A 20,096-nucleotide genomic window follows, 5' to 3' on the forward strand; every position below is an offset into this window, starting at 1 on the left:
GTTCTATCATGTAGCGCAGGGCGAATAATTTTGGCTCATATCATACTTTTAACCATTTACAAAACCGGGATGCTCCCGGAACCTCGCTCTATCTTAAAAGGTAAATAGGCCTTGCGATCGAGACTTTTTCAGTGACATTGGACTAAAGTCCTCACTACAAACCTATAGGGGAGGCACTGGCAGGTGTGTAGCTGGCTGGCCGTTACGGGGGGTTGCGAGTACCCGATCGGGGAGATGGGATGAAATCGCCTCAAATGCCATAGCACGGGCGAGGGCCCGACGCCATCGCCCTTAGCGAGCTAAAACTCAGGGATGTGATCGCCCAGGCTTTGTGCTTTTAACTTGTTTCATGGCGTTGTATCGCAGGGGCGATCGGGCAATTCCGATTTTCTTCTATTATCAATCAATTATATTTCTCAGCCTCATAATTTATTAACATAAGGTTAAGACGATAACTTAAGATTAATAAATAGTTAAATAGTCGAAACAAGCGTTAATACCGCTCAAGTCAGTATAAAATAAAGTCAGGTATAATTACCAGGGCGCATTTATCTCGGTAATCCTCAATCTTGCCTAATACTTTAAGTGGTAAAATTTTCCTTGCTACAGTCAGTTTTTTGTGTAATTTAAAAAGCAGTTTGCCAGGGGGATGCCGGTCAAAGCACTCAGCAACTCACCTGCTGACCTTTGGTAGCTGAATGTCTGCTGGCAAATAGAACCCCAAAAAGCGTGCTGATGAATTTATGTTGAATACCTCCTGCGTAGAAAGACCCGTCCAACCCATCTCCGAGGCTGACCTAGGAGAACTTTGTTTAGACTCTACTCTCCAACAATTGTCGCTTTACGATTTTCAGGTAGAAGCTACGGATTGGGGAATGCGAATTTCTCAGATGTTAGAAGCTAATCCGCTGTTACCGGGAGTCATTGTGACCCATCAAGGTGAATTTGCCGGTATGATTTCCCGGCGGAGATTTTTAGAATTTATTAGTCGTCCTTTTGGGCGAGAATTATTTTTAAAGCGACCTGTGAGGGCTTTGTACCGCTTTGCCCAAACAGAGACTTTAATTTTTCCCAGCAATACTTTAATCGTGGATGCAGCCAGGAAGTCGCTGTTGCGATCGAAAGAACTGCTTTACGAACCGATTGTGGTTCAAGTGTCGCCTCAAACTTATAGTTTGCTAGACGTGCACGAAGTGTTAGTAGCCCAATCCAACATTCATGAACTAGCAACAAAATTGCTGAGGCAGCAAACTCAATCTCAACTAATTCAAACCGAAAAACTAGCCAGTTTGGGACAGATGGTAGCTGGAGTCGCCCACGAAATTAGAAATCCCGTCACCTGCATCAGCGGAAATATCGGCTTTTTGTCCAACTACTCGAAAGACATCATGGAGTTGCTGTCTGCTTACGAAGAGATAGTGGGTGACAGCGAAAAAATTGATCAACTCAAAAAACACATAGAATTTGATTTTTTGCAAGAAGATTGGGTGGAAATTCTCAAAAGTATGAAAGTTTCATCGCAGAGGCTGACCGAACTCGTCACCAGCCTGCACACCTTTTCTCACATGGACGAAGCCCACTTGAAGCAAGCTAACATCCACGAATGTATTGACAGTACGCTGCTAATTATGAAAAACCGTCTGAAGTACGGGTTTAAAGTAGTTAAAAACTATGGTGATTTGCCTTTGGTCAAGTGTTACTCTGGTCAGTTGAGCCAGGTATTTATGAATATCATCAGCAATGCGATCGACGCTTTGGAAGAGGTAAAAGCAGAACAAGGTTTTATGCCTGCGATTACTATTGAAACCGAGGTAATAGACAGTTGTGACGGAGACTGCGTGAATTCGGAATTAATTCAAAATTATGTTAGGGGCGATCGACAAAATGCCAAACAGCTATCATCCGCCAGCCAAAACGGCGACTTCTGCCCCGAAGCTGCGGAAAACAATCAAAATAACGCTTGGATAGCCATCCGAATTGCTGATAACGGGCCGGGAATTCCGCCAGAAATTCAGCGGCGGATTTTTGAGACATTTTTCACCACTAAACCCGCCGGGAAAGGTACCGGTTTGGGGTTGGCAATTACCCATCAAATTGTTACGGAAAAGCATAAAGGCAAGTTAAATTTGCATTCTACGCCCGGTACAGGTACTGAATTTGAAATATTGTTGCCATTGACTTGAAGCAATAACTCATATGAAATCTCTCTTCTCTTTATCTGCGTGAATCAGCGTCAATCCCTTGTCATCTGCGGTTAATAAATTATCTTTTTTTGACCACAGATGAGGGCAGATTAACACCGATTAACGCAGATGAATTAGATCGATTTCGCTTGCAGCATCCGTGATTTTTGACTGTTTACTGATGACTAATGACTACTGACTAAGGACTAATGACTACTGACTCTTTTTAAGCTCTTAGCTGCACTGGCATTACCAAGAATGTAGCATTTACTCCGCCTAAAGGCTGAAAAATTACGGGGGCTAAAGCACCGTTTAATTGCAGTTGAATTTCGGGGGATTGAGCAGTTTTCAAAATGTCAATTAAGTATTTCACGTTGAAAGCAATATCTATGCTATCTCCCGAAATCTGTGCGGGCATTGACTCTTTGCCACAGCCGACATCTTTAGCATCTACAGACAAAGTAATTTCCTGATTCTCCTCGTCGATGCTGCATTTGAGAATATTGTTTTTTTGGTCTGCAAAAACGGCTATTCTTTCTACTGCTGCTAAGAACGATCGCCTTTCTAAGGTAATTTGTCGCTCAAAGGAGGGCGGAATCAACTGCCGGTATGCGGGATATTGCCCTTCCAAGGTGCGGGTTGTCAGCCGCTGGTCTGCCCATTCAAACACTACTTGACCGTGTTCAAAATGCAGGGTGACAGGTTCAGTCCACTGCCGCATCACCAGCATTCTTTCTACTTCCCGCAATGCTTTAGCGGGGACTGTCACCTCAAATTCTTCTTGGGTTTCTTCGCCTTCAGCTTTTTCATTGGCAGTTTGAACTACTGCCAATCTGTGACCGTCTGTAGCTGCAAATTCCAGGCAATCTTGCAATACTTTTAAATGCACGCCTGCAAGTACCTGTTTGGCCTCGTCGGGGCTAGTAGCAAATAAAGTTCCTTTGAGTCCTTCTATCAAGGCTTCCGGTGGCAATTTGAGGATTGTTCCGCCTTCTATTGCAGGCAATTCAGGGAATTCTTCCGGGCCCATGCCTCTAACTTGGTAGCTGCCAGAACTGCAAGTGAGATATGCTACGGTGTCCCCCGCTTCGTCTTCTAAAGTAATCTCTCCATCTGGGAGTCTCGAAACAATATCGTTGAGTAATTTAGCGGGTATGGTAAAACTGCCACCGCCAGTCACTTCTGCTGCGAAGCTGGTACGAATGCCTAAACTGAGATCGAAAGCTGTCAAGCTAACCCGCTGATTTTCCTCATCCGCGACTAAGAGCACGTTGGCTAGTACCGGATGTGTCGGGCGGGAGGGAACGGCCCGACTTACCAACGAGAGGTTGGCGTTGAGGTCACTTTGGGTGCAAACCAATTTCATTGTAGGAAGGTTAATTAACCGGATTTGAAACAGAAACAAATGGTATCACAGAAAGCCGGCGGGTCGGTTTTTCTGTGTGTAGGGCTTAAGCCTGGGGCTAGAAACGGGGTTTCTAGGCAAAATTTTGCCTGTAAAAACGAGAAATCTTCCAAGAAACCGGGTTTCTAAGGCTAGCGCGGGTCGCGAACTATGTGTGTAGGGTGTGTAGGGATAACCAGTTTTTTTTAATTTATTGAGTTATTTTTGTGTCGATCGCCCTGTGGAAACTGTGGAAAAAAAAGCTAACTGCTTGCTGCGTGTCACTTATAGGTAATAAATACCTGTGGAAAACTTGTGGAAAAGCTGGTGCGATTGCCCGCCCATTTTTGTGCAAAAGCTGTTTCGGGCGATCGAGTAAAGTTTTCCACAAATGGAAGGCAACTTTTCCACAGGTTTTTCCACAGGCAAGATTGTCTATTATGGGGAATTGGGAATTGTTGACTGTTGACTGTTGACTGTTGACTGTTAACTGTTGACGGCGTGGAGTGATGACAACTGACAACTGAGTCATTGGTGTGACAACTGACAACAGACAACTGACAACTGACAACTGACAACCGACAACTGACAACTGACTTGTTCTCAAGTTTTGCGGCTGACAACATTAATTCGATCGCTCAACTGACGCAAAGTTTGAGCCAAATTCGGGTCAGTGTTCCGCAACTGAGCAATTTTGTCGCAACTGTAAAGCACAGTCGTGTGATCTTTGCCCCCGAACACTTCGCCAACTTTCGGCAAACTCAAACCAGTATGCTGCCGAATTAAATACATCCCTATTTGACGTGCCAGACTAATTTCTCGCCGCCGGGAAATGCCTTTCAAATCTTCAACAGAAACATCAAACTCCTCAGCCACAACAGCAATTACTGCATCTGGCGTTGCCTCTACGCTTTCAGTTTGCGGATTCAAAACCGGGGCGATATTTTCCACGGTCATCGGCAAACCAGTAATTGAAAGATATGCTACCGCCCGAATCAAAGCTCCTTCCAATTCCCGAACGTTGGAAGTGTAACTAGAAGCAATGTATTCAATGACATCTCGCGGCAGCCGCATATTTTCATACTCAGCTTTTTTCTGCAAAATTGCCATCCGAGTTTCCAAGTCTGGCAATTGAATGTCTGCAATTAATCCCATCGAAAATCGGGAACACAAACGCTCTTGCAGGCGGGGTATTTGCTGTGGCGGACGGTCAGAAGCTAAAACTACTTGGTTCCCGGATTCATGCAAAGTATTAAAAGTGTGGAAAAATTCTTCTTGAGTGTATTCTTTGCCTTCAATAAATTGGATATCATCTATTAATAAAACATCGGCTGCTCGATAATGATCGCGGAAAGTTTGCATACTATCTTTCCTAATTGCGGCGATTAAATCGTTAGTAAATTTCTCAGTAGAAACGTAAAAAATCTTGGCGTTGGGGTCAATTTCCAAGCGATAATGACCGATCGCCTGCATCAAATGAGTTTTGCCCAAACCGACGCCACCGCACAAAAATAGGGGATTGAATTCTCGGCCCGGAGACTCGGCTACCGCGAGGGAGGCGGCGTGAGCCATGCGGTTGTTAGAACCGACCACAAAGCGGGAAAATAGGTATTTGGGGTTTAAATTGGCGGGTTTGGGGGGGTGAAGCGAGTGGCTTTCCGGGATATCGGCGATGGGGGAGGGCCAAATTATGGCAGAGTCGCTGCTGCCGCCTGTTTCGTTTCCCCCGGCAATTGTCAAGTAAATGTCTACGGGATAGCCGAGAATTTCTGCGACTGCATCGGCAAGGATTTCTCTGTAATATTTTTGCAACCAATTGCGAGCAAAGGGGTTGGGGGCGCTGACAATCAAACAGTTATTTTCGAGTTGTTCGGCCCTAGCAGTTTTGATCCACGTCTCAAAGCTAGGTCTGCTCAGTTGTACCTGGAGACGTTCAAGTATCTGATTCCACAGACTTTCGAGGGGAATGTCCACTGCTCACCTCTGCCGATCGGCATTCAAGATATTAATTCTACAGTCTAGAGAGTTTAGTCCTCAGATGCTAAAGTTTAAGGGAGTCTGCCGTAGCACGGGCGAGGGCCCGACGCCATCGCCAAAATTTTTGCGGCTCTGCAGCCCAAACCAGGTATCGCGAAGCTGCTCAGCACATATTTAGATTTGGCAGGAAAGCCTTAAAACGTCGCCATGAAGAGTTCTACTGGCAAATTTTGGAAGCAACCGGCAATTTACATATTGCTGCTGGTAACGGGAGCCGGGGCCGCCATGTTGGGCGATCGTCTGACGGTTTCTCAATTTCGTGCAAATTCGGGCGACTCGGGACAAAAAGCGCTGGAACCGAAATTGCAACTGCCTCCTAATACTAAGCAGCAAGCTAGCAAAGTCTTGCCGCCTGTTTCCTTGTCGGGCGATGCGGCTAATGTGAATTTTATTGTGGCTGCGGTGGCAAAAGTTGGCCCTGCTGTGGTTCGGATCGATGCTTCGCGCCGGGTGAAACCGGGAAATGGAGGGCTGTCGCCGGAAGATTTTTTTGGCAGAGAACCGAATTCGGGCGGCAGGGGCGGGATCGAACGGGGGACTGGTTCGGGTTTTGTCATCGGGGCCGACGGCGTGATTCTCACTAACGCTCACGTTGTAGAGGGAGCCGATACGGTAAATGTAACTCTCAGGGACGGCCGCAGCTTTCAGGGGCGGGTGTTGGGGGCGGATAAGGTGACGGATGTGGCTGTGGTGAAGATTGAGGCGAATAATGTGCCTGTGGTGACGATCGGCAATTCGGATAAGCTGTTGTCTGGGGAATGGGCGATCGCGATCGGTAATCCTTTGGGTTTGGACAATTCCGTAACTGCGGGGATTATTAGCGCTACGGGGCGATCGAGCTCTGATGTGGGCGTACCTGACAAGCGGATCGGTTTTATTCAAACAGACGCTGCAATTAATCCGGGGAATTCCGGTGGCCCGCTGCTGAATGCTTCGGGCCAAGTTATTGGCATGAATACGGCAATTATTCAAGGTGCTCAAGGATTGGGGTTTGCGATTCCCATTCAGGCGGCGCAACAGGTGGCGAAGGAACTGATTTCGACGGGGAAAGTCGAACACGCTTATTTAGGCATTGAAATGGCGACGCTGACTCCCGATGTTAAGGAGCAAATTAACAGCAACGCTAACAGCAGCCTGCGAGTTGCAGTCGATCGGGGTGTGGCTATTGTTAGCGTTGTTCCTAATTCTCCCGCAGCAGCAGCCGGTTTGCGCGCTGGAGATGTGATTCAAAAAATTAATAATCAGCCGATTATTCAGTCGGAAGCTGTTCAGGAGTTCGTGCAAAATGCAAAGGTGGGCGGGCTGTTGCAAATGGAAATCAACCGCAACGGGCAAATAGTTAATTTGACTGTTAAACCGGGGAGTTTGCCGGTTCAAAAAGTTCGATAAGAAGGAAGGAGGAAGAAGGAAGAAGGAAGAAGGAAGAAGGAAGAAGGAAGAAGGAAGAAGGAAGAAGGAAATGGTAATTTGTCAGTAGTTAACGACTAACCAATAACGACTAACCAATAACTATGGTAGAAATATTACAAATATCACAATTAGGAAATCCCGTGCTGCGCCGCCAGTCGCAAGTTGTCGAGAATATTAAGGACGATCGCATTCAACAGTTGATTGACAGCTTAATATTTACAGTACAGCAGGCAAACGGAGTAGGGATTGCCGCCCCTCAAGCGGCTCAGTCCGATCGCCTGTTCATCCTCGCATCCCGCCCCAACCTGCGCTATCCCCAAGCACCCCACATGGAACCCACAGCGATGATTAATCCCCGGATTGTGGCTGCATCAACAGAGACAGTCAAAGACTGGGAAGGCTGTTTGAGCATTCCGGGGATTCGGGGATTGGTGCCGAGAAGTAGGGCGATCGAGATAGAATACACCAGTAGAGACGGCAAACTCCACCGACAAGAATTGACAGACTTTGTGGCCCGAATTTTTCAACACGAACACGACCATTTAGATGGAATCGTGTTTTTAGACAGAGTGGAAAATACCCACGAACTAATCACAGAGGATGAGTACCAGCAGCAATTTGTCAAGCTGCTCTGACAATACGGGAGCAATTCTCCAATCCCAAATCTAAAATCTAAAATCTAAAATCTAAAATCGATTGACCGAGGACAAGTACCAAAAACAATTTGTCAAGCTGCTCTGACAGTTGGTATAATTGTTAGCAGTAATATCAGAGATGTTGCAAACAGGAGAGCAAATGTCTATCAACTTAGAAAAAGGCGGGAGAATCAATCTCTCTAAAGAAGCACCGGGGCTAAAAAATGCCGGGATAGGTTTGGGATGGGATACCAATGCTACAGACACCGGCGCAGCGTTTGACTTAGATGCTTCCGTGTTTATGTTGGGGGCTACTGGCAAAATTCCCGGCGAAAAATACTTTGTTTTCTACAACAACAAGGAGTCGCCGGATAGTTCTGTAATACATCTGGGAGATAGCAGAACCGGAGAAGGATTTGGCGATGATGAAACCGTTACAGTCGATTTAACCAAAGTCGATCCGGCGGTGCAAGAAATTGTGTTTGTGGTAACTATCCACGAAGCAGAATCGAGAAGGCAAAACTTCGGTCAAGTGCGGAATGCTTTTATCAGGATTTACGACACTACTACTAACACAGAGGTAACGAAGTACGATTTGGACGAGGATTTTTCTAGGGAGACTGCGGTGGAGTTTGGCAGACTTTACAAGAAAGACGGCGAGTGGAGGTTTCAAGCTGTAGGAGAAGGCTACAATTCCGGTTTGCAAAGCTTTGTAGATAAGTATGCCGGATAAAAGGTCGCTCGCTCCCAGCTAAATAAATCGAGGGGAAATTCGGAAGCAGGAATGTTTCCCTCGATTTTAAGCAATCAGACTCATGAGGTGATAAACCAGATGGGAATTCAATTAAAGAAGGGCGAAAGATTTAATCTTTCTAAAACATCTCCAAGTTTAACAAAAGTTGCGATCGCCCTGGGTTGGGAAATAGCAACTCAACTAAATTTATCGGACTCAAATCGGCAAAGCTGCGATATCGATGCCTCGGTTTTTGCATTAGGTTCACACGGCAAAATTCCCGATGAAAGATACTTTGTATTTTACAATAACTCGCAGTCGCCGGACGGAGCGATCGCCCATTCGGGAGATAATCAAACTGGTCAAACTCAAGGAGATGACGAGACAATTTATGTAGACTTAGAAAAAGTAACGGCTGCTGTTGAGGAAATGGTTTTTGTGGTCACGATTCACGACGCACACGCTAAACATCAAAATTTCAGCCAAATCAGAAATGCTTTTATCCGATTGTACGATCGCGAAACCGGCAGCGAACTAGCGCGGTATGATTTAACAGAAGGTTTTTCTGAAGAAACAGCAGTCGAATTTGGACGGTTGTATAAAAATGATGCAGCTTGGAGATTTCAGGCCGTAGGACAAGGATATAAAGCAGGGTTGCAGAGTTTTGTTGACAAGTATCATTCAGATATTCAACAGCCAGAAAAACCTGCACAACGTACAGTAGAACTGCCTAGATTACCAGTTATTGAAGATAGCCACAAAAGTCAGAAAGCTATAGCATTAGACAAAAAGCTTCAGGAGAAAGCGCCGCACATTTTCAATCTCGCTAAGAAAGCAGATATCTCCCTAAAAAAGGCAAATCTCACCAATCACGATGCTCAAGTAGCACTTTGCCTCGATATTTCAGGTTCCATGTCTTCGCTATACAGTTCAGGAAAAATTCAGCGTTTGGCAGAGAAGATTTTGGCTTTGGGATGTCGGTTTGATGACAACGGATCGATCGACATATTTCTGTTTGGAGTCAACCCCCACAATCCTGGTGAAATGTCGATCGACAATTTCTCAAACTTCATCGACCATATACTGCAACAGTATCCTTTAGAAGGAGGTACTTACTACGGTAAAGTGATGAAGGAAATTAGAAACTTCTATTTTCCTGACGGTCGCGGTAGCAGGCGCTACGCAGCTATGAAAGCCGATCAACCTGTCTACGTGATGTTTGTCACGGATGGAGAAACTGCCGACGAATCGGAAAGCAAGCAGCAGCTACAATGGTCTTCCTATGAGCCGATATTTTGGCAGTTTATGGCGATCGGCAAGTCGCAGAAAGATGTCAAAAGTAAGGGAGTTCGAGGGTGGTTAGCAAGAGCCGTATCGAGCGATTTTAGCTTTTTAGAGCAGCTTGACCAAATGGGCGATCGCTACCTAGACAACGCCGATTTCTTCAGTTTAGAAGACCCAGAACATATTGCCGATGAGGAATTATACGATTTGTTGACTGCAGAATATCCGCATTGGGTAAAATCAGCACGAATCAAAAATCTCTTACCCTAGAAACAGCGTTTTCATGCCAACAAAATGCTAGCTTAGGGCAATCATTCAACTTCACAATAAACCTTACAAAATCACAAAACTATGGCTATCAACTTGACAAAAGGACAATCGATCGTTCTCAGCAAAAGCGAATACGACTTATCCCGACTGACAATGGCTTTGGGCTGGGATGTTGCCCAAGCTAAAAAAGGTCTTTTCGGCCGCAGCAGCGGTGCAAATTTTGACTTAGATTCCTACGCTATGCTGTTGGGAGAAAATGGCAAAATAAAAAACTATAAAGAGGATGTAATTTATTACTCTCATTTGGAATCAAAGGACAAAACAGTTGTTCACTCAGGCGACAATCTCACGGGGGAGGGAGAGGGAGACGACGAACAAATAGTGGTGAAACTGAGTTCTTTGCCAGCAGAATATCACAAAATTATTTTGGGCGTAAATATTTACGATGGAAAAGAGAGAAAACAGCATTTCGGCCTGGTACAAAATGCTTTCGTGAGAGCTGTAGATGCCGCCGGGAAAGAAATAGCTCGCTATCGCTTGTCAAATGACCCATCTTATGAAGGAAAATTAAATATGTTGATGGGAGAAGTTTATCGAGAAGGCGGCGAGTGGAAGTTTAAGGCTTTGGGAAATCCTTTGGCTGAAGATATGAACGGTGTTGTCGGTTCGTTTATGCGGTGATAAGTAGGTCAACGTAATCGTAAAACGCGATCGCTCTTAGAGTCCCGACTTCTTTAAGAAGTCGGGGATATGAGTGTTCTGGCTAATTTAATCCCGATTCAGAAAAAGCCCGATCGATCTCTGAAGCGACATTTAACTGGGAAGACCAATGTTGCAGGTAAGCCCTATCTAACGAATCTGCTTGAAGTTTCATCACTCCTAGAATATCTCGCCATTGCTTGTCTGACTGAAATCTTGACATTCTGTACCAAATGAGTTTTTGCAAAATTATATCTTCGGGGCTACAGATATAAAAGGTTAATTCTGGTCTATCGTCTGGGTAGAATTGCTGTCGGCGCGAGAGCTGAGATTGTTCGTATTCGCGATCGGGTTTAATCAAATAAATGTCTGCTTTAATGGCTGTCTCTAGATGAATGACGTTGAAACTTGAACTTCTCCCCCTCAAAGCGTCTTCAACTGCAATATCGCTGATGTAGAATTCGCTTTGCATTGCTTGCATGAGGGACTGAGTTTGTTCTTTTCGGATGCTGATAGCAATGTCTGCATCCTGAGTAGATCTGGGTTCGCCGTGAGCGGAACTAGCAATTGAACCGCCAACATAGTAGGAAATTGACAGTGTATCTAGGATGTTACCAATTTTAGCTGCTAACCAGATCGGATCTTGCATTACAAGTTTTGTCTCTAGTAATTGGGCAATTTGAATAAATTCTTGTCCTAAAGTTGCTTTGATAAACTCTTGTTTGAGGTAGATGGAATCTAATTGAGGGTGGCGTTTTTTGATTCCAGACAAGGCTAATTGGCGACAGCCCCTCGTAGCAGCAGAGGCTAACGCTAATCTCTTTGCGGGTTGCATTTGCCTCCAGAGATTAAACTGGATGATTTCTGCTTCTATACAGGTGTCTGATGCTTGAGGCTGATATCTTGGTTTGAGGGTAACTGACTCACTTAAAATCATGTGCGATCGGTGGGTTAGTTAAATAAACAAAAATATTATAACTGCCGCGATAATTTTTATTTCAAATGTCATAAATATTAATATTTAGCTGCATTTCCTGCATAATTGTAGGGGCGGGTTCACCCACAACATCAGCCAATAATTGACGATCTAAATAAACCCGCCCCACCCAACAAACAATCGCAATGCAGATTTTTTGTATTTGATAGAAGTCAAGGCTGATGTAGGTTATTGGTGGGGTGGGGGCGGGTTTATAGAGACTGTTTGTTTGAGTTAGATATTGTTTGTAAAACCCGCCCCTACAAAAAATTACGAATCAATCTTTAACAGGTCGCATTGTCGGGAACATGACGGCATCGCGGATGCTTTGAGTATTAGTTAAAAGCATCACCAATCTGTCTACCCCGATACCCATTCCCGCACAATTAGGCATTCCCAAAGATAGCGCTTGAATAAAGTCTTCATCCATTGGATGCGCTTCATCATCGCCGGCATTTTTCTGCGCCAACTGTTCCTCAAATCGCTTTCTTTGCTCTTTCGGATCGTTCAATTCTGAGAATCCGTTCGAGTATTCTGTACCGTTGATAAATAGCTCGAAACGTTCTACAAATCCGGGCTTGCTGCGATGTCCTTTTGCTAAGGGACTGACTTCGACAGGATAGTCGATGATGAATGTAGGTTGAATTAGTTTGGGAACAACTAATTTGTCAAAAACGGCATACAGCACGTAGCCTAAACTCTGTTGTTCTAACTTAGACAGGTGCAATTCTAGTTTGGTTGCAGCGGCGATCGCACTTTCCAAGTCCAAACTGTCAAAATCCAGCCCAAACTCGTCTCTGACAGCTTCTACCATCGTTTTTACTTGCCAGTGTTTGCCACTAAAACCGGGATACTTTTCGCTGTAGTCGAACTTGCGTTCTAAACTAATCGTTTCCCCCTGATTTTCAATTTCTTTGACATCCCCAAATACCGCCGCCGCTGCGAAACACATCACGTCTTCGACAACTCCTAAAATGTCGAAAACATCAGCATAAGCTTGATAAACTTCCAAAGATGTAAACTCGGGATTGTGGGTGCTGTCAATTCCCTCATTTCTAAATGCTTTCCCTAGTTCAAATACTCGCTCGAAACCGCCGCAAATTGCTCTTTTTAAGAATAATTCTGGAGCGACTCGCAAATACAAATCTACCTCTAAAGCATTGTGGTGAGTGATGAATGGCTTAGCAGCAGCACCGCCGTAAATAGCTTGCAGCGTCGGGGTTTCTATTTCGTAAAAATTGGCTTGCCAGAGATAGGAACGGATGCTTTGAACGATGCGGCTACGCAGCATAAAACGGTTGAGCGCATCTTGGTTGCTTGCCAAATCCATTTCGCGGTGACGGCGGCAAACTTCGGGGTCGTTAATTCCATAATAAGAATCGGGAAATTGAATGGTAGCTTTTGATAAAAGCTTTAATTCCCTCACTAAAATAGAAAGTTCTCCCCTGGGGGTGCGGCAGCCGATACCTTCGACGCCGACAAAATCGCCGACATCGAGCAATTTTTTAATTTGTTCAAAGCTCAAACCGACTTCGCCGGTGACGATTGCTTTCTCGATTTTGAGTTGAATTTTGTCTGTGGCGTCTTTTAAATCGATGAAACCAATTTTGCCGCTGTCTCGCTTGGAAGTGATGCGGCCAGCTAATCGCAGGGAAATTTCTTCGGGGTCACTTTGTCCGTTTTCGAGTTCTTTTCCCGGCTGACTAAATATTTCGCGAACTTGCTTGGCTGTGTGCGATCGCGCGTAGGATTCACTGGGATACGGTTCTATGCCTTGCGATCGCAGTTCGTCTACTTTTTGACTGCGGACTTCGGCTTCACTGAGAGTCATTAGTTATTGCCTGATTAAAATTACAAATATCTGACATCTTGCACTATTCTGGCGATCGTGCGATCGGGCCCGACCGCGTACCCACCCCACAAGAAAATTCACTTTTTGTGGAACAGGCATCTTGGCTGTTCGCGACAAAGCTGCAAGATGTCAGAAACACCAAACTCTATCATAACTGGTCAACATACACCAATTTGTCAGATAATCTAGACACACTGGCGATCAACAGATGCGGAAGGTCAGTAAGGTTTTAATCCTGACGGAAGTCTTCTATCCTCTCCATCCCTCCTACTCCCTCTCCCCAACAGTCAACAGTCAACAGTCAGCAGACAACAATTGTTATCGACTGCACAAAGCGACCGAAACATTAAAAAATTAAGTTGTCTGTCGATCGCAACAGGTGAGATGATATGTAGTGCAGCCTCACGGCAGTTCCATAGAAACTGAACAGCAGAAACGCGAGCGATCGAACTCGACTCATCGCACCTCTGTCAGAATCGACCACACACACTCTCTCTTAACATATAAAAACCAGAATTATGGCTGTTGCAACCCAATCACTCGAAGAACTCTGCATCAACTCTATCCGCTTTTTGGCCATCGATGCGGTAGAAAAAGCAAAATCAGGACACCCGGGACTGCCGATGGGCGCTGCCCCTATGGCCTTTGTGCTGTGGGATCGGTTCATGCGGTTCAACCCCAAAAACCCCAAGTGGTTTAATCGCGATCGCTTCGTCCTCTCCGCCGGCCACGGCTGTATGCTACAGTACGCCCTCATGTATTTGACCGGCTATGATAGCGTCACCCTCGACGACATCAAGCAATTTCGTCAGTGGGAGTCCAAAACCCCCGGACACCCCGAAAACTTCATGACCGAAGGCGTAGAAGTTACCACCGGCCCCCTGGGACAAGGAATTGCTAACGCCGTCGGTTTGGCAATGGCAGAAGCTCACCTCGCTGCTAAGTTTAACAAGCCCGACCACAAAATTGTTGACCACTACACCTATGTCATCATGGGTGACGGCTGCCACATGGAAGGCATTTCTGGCGAAGCTTGTTCTTTGGCCGGACACCTCGGACTCGGCAAATTAATTGCCTTGTACGATGACAATCACATTTCTATTGAAGGCGACACCAGCTTGGCCTTTACTGAAGATGTCGGCAAGCGTTTTGAAGCTTACAATTGGCACGTCATTACAGTAGACAATACCGCTCTAGATGAAGATACTAACCTAGAAGCAGTTCACAAAGCTATTGAAGAAGCCAAAAAAGTCACGGACAAACCGTCCATGATTAAAGTCCGCACCATCATTGGTTACGGTTCTCCTAACAAGCGCAATTCTTACAGTTCTCACGGTGCTGCTTTGGGTGGCGATGAAGTGAAAGCAACTCGCGATTTCTTGAAGTGGGAACACGCACCGTTTGAGATTCCTGATGATGCTTTGTCACACTTCCGCAAAGCAGTCGAACGTGGCGCTCAATCTGAGCAAGAATGGCAGAAAGCTTTTGATGCTTATAAAGCAGCATATCCTGCTGAAGCAGCAGAATATGAGCGCACGGTTGCCGGCAAACTTCCTGAAGGTTGGGATAAAGTTTTGCCGACATACAAGCCGGAAGATAAGGCCGATTCGACTCGGAATCATTCGGGAAAATGTTTGAATGCTTTGGCAGGTGTCCTACCTGAATTGATCGGCGGTTCCGCTGACTTGGCATCTTCTAACATGACTTTGCTCAAGGGTGAAAAAGACTTCCAAAAAGGTCAGTACGAAGGACGTAACCTGCGCTTTGGTGTGCGGGAACACGGCATGGGTGCGATCGCCAACGGTATGGTTCTGCACGGCGGTTTAATTCCTTACTGCGCCACTTTCTTGGTATTTGCCGACTATATGCGGGGCGCAATTCGCCTCTCTGCACTCTCGGAAGCTGGAGTTATTTATGTAATGACTCACGACTCCGTAGCCTTGGGCGAAGATGGCCCGACTCACCAACCCGTAGAAACCGTCGCTTCTCTGCGCGTAATTCCCGATTTGTTGGTAATGCGCCCAGCAGACGGAAACGAAACATCCGGTGCTTACAAAGTGGCAGTTGAAAGCCGCACTCGCCCAACTTTAATGGCTTTGTCTCGTCAAAACTTGCCCAACTTGGCTGGAAGTTCGATCGAAGGAACAGCCAAAGGCGCTTACATTTTGTCCGACGACGGCGGTACTCCCGACATCATTTTAATCGGCACCGGCGGCGAAACATACCTCTGCGTTGATGCCGCTGAAAAATTGCGCGCCGCAGGCAATAAAGTGCGCGTAGTTTCGATGCCTTGCTGGGAATTGTTCGAGTTACAAGATGCCGCTTACCGTGAATCTGTACTGCCGAAAGCTGTTACTAAGCGATTGGCCGTTGAAGCAGCTTGTAGCTTCGGCTGGGGACGTTATTTGGGCTCCGAAGGCGATAGCATCAGCATCGACAGATTCGGCGCTTCTGCACCGGGCCCCGTTGCTTTAGAAAAGTTTGGCTACACCGTTGATAATGTGGTAGCTAAGGCTCAGGCGCTGTTGGGTTAATAGCACCAGCATAATTTTGGTGGGGCGGGCGAAGAGCTCGCCCCATTTTTTATACAATTATACAAGTTTAAAAAAGAATGCAACTGTAGACAAGCTCCAAATCCATACATATCAGTCATTCCCAATTATTTAATCTAAAATCTAAAATCTAAAATGCTATTAGTCATAGAGGCACGCTTTCTGAGGAAACCCGGTTTTGCCAACGAGGCATCTACGAAGAAACCAGGTTTGTACTCCCCCGTGCGTCCAGCACTGTATATTTCAGAAATTTGAGATAAGTTATAAGTTATTGGGTTAAATTTCCCATTACCCCTTCCCCATTCCCAATTCTATTTATGATTTGGAACTTTTTAAATAAGCTGTTATTCACCGGGCATTATATTCCTCACGGCCACTGTTACCTTTGGCAGCGAGAGCTAGTCGCGGTTCACATAGTGTCAGACTCTATAATTGCTCTGGCTTACTATTCAATACCGCTATCGCTAATTTATATTATCACTCAGGGAAAAGACTTGCCCTTTCGCAACATCTTTTGGCTGTTCGCAGCCTTTATTATCTCCTGTGGCACTACTCATATAATGGAAGTTTGGACGCTTTGGCATCCTGTTTATTGGGTTTCTGGCTGTCTAAAAATTATTACCGCCGCGATTTCTGCTTACACAGCTTTTTCATTAATTCCTTTAATTCCCCAAGCATTAAATCTCGTCACTCCAACTCAATTAGCGATGCTCGCTCGAATACTGCAAACAGAAATCATTGAACGCCGAAAAACAGAAGCTCGCTATCAAACTTTAACTGAAGATTTACCGGTGGGAATATTTTATGCAGACGCTTTAGGAGACTGCTTGTATGTCAACGAGCGCTGGTCTCAAATTTCCGGGACAGCCTGCGATAAAGCTTTGGGCAAAGGGTGGTTGGAAGCCATTCATCCAGAGGACCGCCAGCGGGTTTTTGCTGAATGGTATAGCGCCGCGCAGGAGAAATTGCCGTTTAAATGTGAGTACCGCTTTCAAGGCATTAATCACGCTAAAATCAGTTGGGTATTCGGTCAAGCTGTCGGTATAATCGGAGAAAATGGGGAGGTTAAAAGTTATGTTGGTACTATTACTGATATTACAGAACGCAAGCAGGTAGAAGAGGAAAATCGACTGCTCCATGAAACTCTGGAACATCGAGTTGCTGAGCGCATTGCTCAAATCGAAACTTCTCACCACTCATTGCCACAAGAAATAGCCTACCGACAAAGAATTGCGATAACTTTGTTGGAATTGACGCAACTGCAAAATGCAATTCTTAACAGCGCTCACTACACAATTATTTCTACAGATCCCGACGGTACAATTAAAATATTTAATCGGGCAGCACAGCGACTTTTAGGCTATTCCCCCGAAGAAGTGGTGGGGAAAGTCACGCTAGCAATAATTCACGATCCTGTGGAGATCGGTAAAAGAGCTGAAATTCTTTCTCAAGAATTGGGAGTAAAAATAGAGCCGGGAATAGAAGTTTTTTTTGCTTTGCCACGCCGGGGAATAGCTGAGGAAAATGAATGGACTTACATTCGCAAAGACGGTTCGCGGTTTCCGGTGCAATTGTCCGTGACTGTCTTATTCGATACTGAAGGAAATATCACTGGTTTTTTGGCTATCGGTCAGGATATTAGCGATCGCAAACAAGCGGAAAAAGAGCTGCGCGACCTCACCGCAGCCATGCAAAATGCGATGGAAGGCATTTCGCGGCTAGATATTGAGGGACGCTACGTGAATGTTAACCGAGCTTACGCTCATAGATGCGGTTACGAACCAGAAGAAATGCTCGGCCTGCAATGGCAGCTTACCGTACATCCGGGCGATATTGAGATGACGCTCTCAGCTTATCAGGAAATGGTAAGTTCTGGCAAAGTAGAAGTTGAAACTAGAGGTGTGCGGAAAAATGGCTCGTTTTTTTACAAGCAAGTAACAATGGTAAAAGCTTGCGACGAACAAGGGATATTTAACGGTCACCACTGTTTTATGAAAGATATCACCGAGCGCAAACTAACGGAAAGAGCGTTGCAGGAAAGTGAATTCAAGTACAGACAAATAGTTGAATTAGCAGAAGAAGGTATTTGGGTAATTGACAGCAATTCCCTCACGACTTACGTGAACCACGCAATGGCGCGAATGCTCGGCTATAGTGAATTAGAAATGTTCGGGCGGTCGCTTTTTGATTTCATGGACGAACAGGAAAAACAACAAGCTATTGATAATGTCGAGCGGCGCAAGCAAGGTATTAACGAACAACACGAATTTAAATTCAAAAGCAAGGACGGCAAAAATATTTGGACTGATATGTCTACCAGTCCAGTCATGGACTCCCAGGGGAATCTGCTGTCTTGTTGCGCCTTGGTTTACAACATTACAGACCGCAAAGAAGCAGAGCAGCATTTGCTGCAACTTACAGAAGATTTGAAGCGTTCCAACGAGGAATTAGAACAATTTGCTTATGTGGCTTCCCACGATTTGCAAGAACCGCTCCGAGCCGTTACCAGTTACACTCAATTGCTCGCTCACCGCTATCAAGGAAATTTGGACGATCGCGCAGATAAGTATATTCATTATATTGTCGATGGCGCCACCAGAATGCAGCAGCTAATTAACGATTTGTTGGCGTATTCCCGCCTGGGAACGAGGGGTCAGGAGTTTGAGCTGGCCGATTGCAAGGCTGTGGTTAAGCAAACTATGTGCAATTTGCAAATTGCGATCGCCGAAACAAAAGCTGTAATCACCTGCGACGCGATGCCAACCGTGATGGCGGATGAATTTCAACTGGTGCAATTATTCCAAAATTTGCTCGCCAACAGCATCAAATTTTGTCGCGAAGATATCCCGTTGATTCATATCGCTGCCCGCAGGCAAGAGAGCGAATGGGTGTTCAGTGTCCGCGATAACGGCATTGGCATCGATCCGCAGTATGCCGATCGCATTTTTATCATTTTTGCGCGCCTGCACTCCCGCCGCCAATATTCCGGTACTGGTATAGGTTTGGCGATGTGCAAGCGCATTGTTGAACGCCACGGCGGTCGAATATGGGTGGTATCTCAAGAGGGAAAAGGAGCGACTTTTTACTTCACTATTCCTATAATTAGTATCTAAAGCCTCAAAGTTCAATTTTGTTTTTATACTTTAAAGGATACGTCGGTGATGAGCGATCGAAGCACTGTTAGACCTATAGAGATTCTGCTGATTGAGGATTCTCCCAGCGATGCCGATTTGGCAATAGAAGTCCTCAGTCAGGGTAAAATATTAAATAACTTGCATTTTGTGGAGGATGGAGTCGAAGCAATCAAGTTTTTGCGCCGAAAAGAACCCTATCTTAGGGTACCTCGTCCCGATTTGATTTTGCTCGATTTGCATCTGCCGAAAAAAAGCGGTATTGAAGTGCTAGAAGAAATTAAAACTGATCCCAAGTTAAAATTAATTCCTGTAGTGATTCTCAGCACTTCAGCCGCTCCCGAAGATATTTTTAAGTCATACTCGCTCCACGCCAACTGTTACATAACAAAACCGGTAGACTTCGTTGAATTTACTAAAGTAGTCAGCTTAATTGAGGAATTCTGGCTGGCCGTCGTCAAACTTCCTCTAAATTAAACGAACAAATGCTTTGCTTCTGAGCGTTATAAAAGTTTTTAACCTAGGGAAATTTTGCTGGTGAATGATTGGCTCAGCGAGGCTGAATGGACTTTCTAAAAGCTGGCGATAAGCCATTTTTTAATTATTTATTCAATAGTAGAATATAGAGTATCAGCAATGAATTTATTGAATAAAGAAGGCTTGTATGTTCGCGTTTCCATCCCGATTTAATTCTGCTTGAATTGATTTGGTATAATAAAAACGGTGGGTAAATATTGCTATAAATTAATTCAGCCCTCAAGTTAAAAATGATTCGGGTGGTAATTATGACAACCTCAGCAGCCGATGAAGAGATTCTCAAGTCTTATGCCCTGTTAGCCCGGTGCTACATCACTAAGCCTGTCGATTTTAGTCAAGTCGCTAAACTGGTAAGATGGATTGAGGATTGGTTGCTGGTGGTGGTGACAGTTCCCAAATAATAATTTTCAAGT

The 20,096-nt window shown here is 45.2% G+C and carries 16 protein-coding genes; 10 read left to right on the forward strand and 6 right to left on the reverse strand.

What is annotated here, in order from left to right:
- The first annotated feature begins 743 nt into the window (after positions 1-743).
- Complete coding sequence (locus QUB08_RS11125) at positions 744-2,183, forward strand: ATP-binding protein (protein WP_333224782.1); 1,440 nt, start codon at positions 744-746, stop codon at positions 2,181-2,183.
- 226 nt (positions 2,184-2,409) lie between these two features.
- Here the strand turns inward: QUB08_RS11125 and dnaN are convergent, their stop codons facing one another.
- The 3 genes from dnaN to dnaA all read right to left on the reverse strand — a co-directional run bounded on the left by dnaN (position 2,410) and on the right by dnaA (position 5,541).
- Positions 2,410-3,549: a DNA polymerase III subunit beta gene (dnaN, locus tag QUB08_RS11130; RefSeq protein WP_333034715.1), complete on the reverse strand. Its 1,140-nt coding sequence runs from the start codon at positions 3,547-3,549 to the stop codon at positions 2,410-2,412.
- Positions 3,550-3,778: 229 nt separating this feature from the next.
- Positions 3,779-4,099 (reverse strand): hypothetical protein, encoded by a 321-nt coding sequence (locus tag QUB08_RS11135; RefSeq protein WP_333224783.1) that lies wholly within the window; start codon positions 4,097-4,099, stop codon positions 3,779-3,781.
- Positions 4,100-4,170: 71 nt separating this feature from the next.
- Positions 4,171-5,541 (reverse strand): chromosomal replication initiator protein DnaA, encoded by a 1,371-nt coding sequence (dnaA, locus tag QUB08_RS11140; protein WP_333224784.1) that lies wholly within the window; start codon positions 5,539-5,541, stop codon positions 4,171-4,173.
- A 210-nt stretch (positions 5,542-5,751) separates the two neighbouring features.
- On the opposite strand from dnaA, the gene QUB08_RS11145 reads away from it, so the two are divergent.
- From QUB08_RS11145 to QUB08_RS11165, 5 genes are all read left to right on the forward strand, one after another.
- A complete protein-coding gene (locus QUB08_RS11145) occupies positions 5,752-6,993 on the forward strand; it encodes an HhoA/HhoB/HtrA family serine endopeptidase (protein ID WP_333224785.1) in 1,242 nt (413 codons plus the stop codon).
- Between the two features lie 122 nt (positions 6,994-7,115).
- Positions 7,116-7,649: a peptide deformylase gene (def, locus tag QUB08_RS11150; RefSeq protein WP_333224786.1), complete on the forward strand. Its 534-nt coding sequence runs from the start codon at positions 7,116-7,118 to the stop codon at positions 7,647-7,649.
- Positions 7,650-7,809: 160 nt separating this feature from the next.
- Positions 7,810-8,382, forward strand: a complete 573-nt coding sequence (locus QUB08_RS11155) for a TerD family protein (protein ID WP_333224787.1) — start codon at positions 7,810-7,812, stop codon at positions 8,380-8,382.
- Between the two features lie 99 nt (positions 8,383-8,481).
- Entirely contained in the window at positions 8,482-9,936 is a 1,455-nt protein-coding gene (locus QUB08_RS11160) for a TerD family protein (RefSeq protein WP_333224788.1), read from the forward strand.
- An 81-nt stretch (positions 9,937-10,017) separates the two neighbouring features.
- Complete coding sequence (locus tag QUB08_RS11165) at positions 10,018-10,617, forward strand: TerD family protein (protein ID WP_333224789.1); 600 nt, start codon at positions 10,018-10,020, stop codon at positions 10,615-10,617.
- 82 nt (positions 10,618-10,699) lie between these two features.
- On the opposite strand, the gene QUB08_RS11170 is transcribed toward QUB08_RS11165, so the two are convergent.
- The 3 genes from QUB08_RS11170 to QUB08_RS11180 all read right to left on the reverse strand — a co-directional run bounded on the left by QUB08_RS11170 (position 10,700) and on the right by QUB08_RS11180 (position 13,947).
- Positions 10,700-11,572, reverse strand: a complete 873-nt coding sequence (locus tag QUB08_RS11170; protein WP_333224790.1) for a hypothetical protein — start codon at positions 11,570-11,572, stop codon at positions 10,700-10,702.
- Between the two features lie 316 nt (positions 11,573-11,888).
- Complete coding sequence (gene lysS, locus QUB08_RS11175; RefSeq protein WP_333224791.1) at positions 11,889-13,442, reverse strand: lysine--tRNA ligase; 1,554 nt, start codon at positions 13,440-13,442, stop codon at positions 11,889-11,891.
- Between the two features lie 367 nt (positions 13,443-13,809).
- Positions 13,810-13,947, reverse strand: coding sequence for a hypothetical protein (locus QUB08_RS11180; protein WP_190734883.1), 138 nt, complete (start codon positions 13,945-13,947; stop codon positions 13,810-13,812).
- A 34-nt stretch (positions 13,948-13,981) separates the two neighbouring features.
- Between QUB08_RS11180 and tkt the strand changes: the two genes are divergently transcribed.
- The 4 genes from tkt to QUB08_RS11200 all read left to right on the forward strand — a co-directional run bounded on the left by tkt (position 13,982) and on the right by QUB08_RS11200 (position 20,084).
- Positions 13,982-15,997, forward strand: coding sequence for a transketolase (gene tkt, locus QUB08_RS11185; protein WP_333224792.1), 2,016 nt, complete (start codon positions 13,982-13,984; stop codon positions 15,995-15,997).
- Positions 15,998-16,332: 335 nt separating this feature from the next.
- Entirely contained in the window at positions 16,333-19,128 is a 2,796-nt protein-coding gene (locus QUB08_RS11190) for a PAS domain-containing sensor histidine kinase (RefSeq protein ID WP_445300909.1), read from the forward strand.
- A gap of 48 nt (positions 19,129-19,176) precedes the next feature.
- Positions 19,177-19,623, forward strand: a complete 447-nt coding sequence (locus QUB08_RS11195; protein ID WP_333224794.1) for a response regulator — start codon at positions 19,177-19,179, stop codon at positions 19,621-19,623.
- A gap of 308 nt (positions 19,624-19,931) precedes the next feature.
- Positions 19,932-20,084 (forward strand): hypothetical protein, encoded by a 153-nt coding sequence (locus QUB08_RS11200; RefSeq protein WP_333224795.1) that lies wholly within the window; start codon positions 19,932-19,934, stop codon positions 20,082-20,084.
- The last annotated feature ends 12 nt before the right edge of the window (positions 20,085-20,096 follow it).

Origin of the sequence: Microcoleus sp. BR0-C5 (assembly GCF_036705045.1) — a bacterium.
Taxonomy (GTDB): Bacteria; Cyanobacteriota; Cyanobacteriia; order Cyanobacteriales; family Microcoleaceae; genus Microcoleus.

Bases quoted from the DNA above. Each gene is read 5' to 3' on its own strand.
- QUB08_RS11125 (WP_333224782.1), top strand. From the start codon at position 744: ATGTTGAATACCTCCTGCGTAGAAAGACCCGTCCAACCCATCTCCGAG.
- dnaN (WP_333034715.1), bottom strand. From the start codon at position 3,549: ATGAAATTGGTTTGCACCCAAAGTGACCTCAACGCCAACCTCTCGTTG.
- QUB08_RS11135 (WP_333224783.1), bottom strand. From the start codon at position 4,099: ATGACTCAGTTGTCAGTTGTCATCACTCCACGCCGTCAACAGTTAACA.
- QUB08_RS11145 (WP_333224785.1), top strand. From the start codon at position 5,752: ATGAAGAGTTCTACTGGCAAATTTTGGAAGCAACCGGCAATTTACATA.
- def (WP_333224786.1), top strand. From the start codon at position 7,116: ATGGTAGAAATATTACAAATATCACAATTAGGAAATCCCGTGCTGCGC.
- QUB08_RS11155 (WP_333224787.1), top strand. From the start codon at position 7,810: ATGTCTATCAACTTAGAAAAAGGCGGGAGAATCAATCTCTCTAAAGAA.
- QUB08_RS11160 (WP_333224788.1), top strand. From the start codon at position 8,482: ATGGGAATTCAATTAAAGAAGGGCGAAAGATTTAATCTTTCTAAAACA.
- QUB08_RS11165 (WP_333224789.1), top strand. From the start codon at position 10,018: ATGGCTATCAACTTGACAAAAGGACAATCGATCGTTCTCAGCAAAAGC.
- QUB08_RS11170 (WP_333224790.1), bottom strand. From the start codon at position 11,572: ATGATTTTAAGTGAGTCAGTTACCCTCAAACCAAGATATCAGCCTCAA.
- lysS (WP_333224791.1), bottom strand. From the start codon at position 13,442: ATGACTCTCAGTGAAGCCGAAGTCCGCAGTCAAAAAGTAGACGAACTG.
- tkt (WP_333224792.1), top strand. From the start codon at position 13,982: ATGGCTGTTGCAACCCAATCACTCGAAGAACTCTGCATCAACTCTATC.
- QUB08_RS11190 (WP_445300909.1), top strand. From the start codon at position 16,333: ATGATTTGGAACTTTTTAAATAAGCTGTTATTCACCGGGCATTATATT.
- QUB08_RS11195 (WP_333224794.1), top strand. From the start codon at position 19,177: ATGAGCGATCGAAGCACTGTTAGACCTATAGAGATTCTGCTGATTGAG.
- QUB08_RS11200 (WP_333224795.1), top strand. From the start codon at position 19,932: ATGACAACCTCAGCAGCCGATGAAGAGATTCTCAAGTCTTATGCCCTG.